At 70.0% G+C, this 1,197-nt stretch carries 1 protein-coding gene; it reads right to left on the bottom strand.

Translation table 11 applies throughout. The features are described from left to right. Window positions 1-94 precede the first annotated feature (94 nt). A complete protein-coding gene (locus ADK86_RS45650; protein ID WP_078952066.1) occupies window positions 95-1,042 on the bottom strand; it encodes a M23 family metallopeptidase in 948 nt (315 codons plus the stop codon). Between the last annotated feature and the right edge of the window lie 155 nt (window positions 1,043-1,197).

Raw genomic sequence — 1,197 nt, 5'->3', positions numbered from 1 at the left:
AACAGCTCCCACAGGCTGTCCGGCACCATCCGCTCGACAAGAGGGGCAGTCACCATCCCAGACTGCCGCAAGATCACACCAAACGAAATGACGTCTAAGACGGCGGTGATCCGTTGCCCTGCCCCGATTCGTCTTTCGGCTCCCGTACGGCCGGGACCGGGAGGAGTCGCGATGGCGCGGAGTGCCGTATCGACGGCGGGAGCAGGGAGAGCGGGTCCAGGTAGAGCTTGCCGCGGAGCAGGCCCCAGTGCAGGCATGGGACGGAGCAGTGGAACGGGCCTGGGGCAAGGGTGGCTACCGGTTGGCCTGCGGTGACGTGATCGCCCTTTCGGACGGTGGGGTGGACCGGTTCGTACGTGGTGCGAAGCGGTGGGGTTCCGGACCCCGACACCTCGATGGACAGGACGCCCTTGCCCGCTACCTTGCCGGCGAAGAGGACGCGGCCCGGGGCGGCGGCTCGTACCGTCGCGTTCTCGGCCGCCAGGAGGTCTACACCCCGATGGCCGGGCGCCCACGGGGCGGGCGGAGGCTCCCAGCCGCGCGCGACAGTGGGCCGCGCGCCGGCCGGTCCGACGACCGGCCATGCGCGTTCGCCGACCGTCGCAGGCGGCGGGTGGCCCGGTTCGGAATCGGCGGTGCCGTCGTACGCCGGTGCCGGTCGTTGCTGGAGGAACCTTGTCGCCTCCTCGATGCCCGGTGATCCGGCTCCTGCTCTGGTGAGGAGCCCACCGGATGCTGCTGCCCCGGCGAGCAGCACGGCCAATGCGGTTCCTGCCGCGCACCAGGGCAGGAGGCGGGCGGCGGAGGGGCCGGTCTGCGCAGGACTGCCCGGCTGTCTCCGGTACCTGCCTGCCCATCTCCGGTAAACGGTGCGTGTGGGCTCGAAGATCACCGGGTGGAGGCTCGACCGTTGAGGGCTACGTCGCAGGCCACGTACGCGGCGTGCAGCGCGCGCCAGCTGCCCTGTGGTCGTCCCACATACCGGCCGCCGTGTGATCACGGTGCGTACGGATTCGGAAACGCTTCGGATTCGTGAGTACATGCCGCGACGATGACGTGTTCCGCCCCAGCTAGGGGATCTTGAGCCGGATCAGTGGATTACCGACGGGTTGTGTACAACTCCGTCACCCGTCCGGTACCGCACCCACGCCCCACCCCGCGCGCCAGGACCCACCCCACGCGCCAGGACCCACACCG

The organism is Streptomyces sp. NRRL F-5755, assembly GCF_001279365.1.
Taxonomy (GTDB): domain Bacteria; phylum Actinomycetota; class Actinomycetes; order Streptomycetales; family Streptomycetaceae; genus Streptomyces; species Streptomyces rimosus.
This window is presented reverse-complemented; position numbering and strand designations above follow the sequence as displayed.

Excerpts from the sequence above, each read along its gene's own strand:
- ADK86_RS45650 (WP_078952066.1), bottom strand. The coding sequence starts at position 1,042 with ATGTACTCACGAATCCGAAGCGTTTCCGAATCCGTACGCACCGTGATC.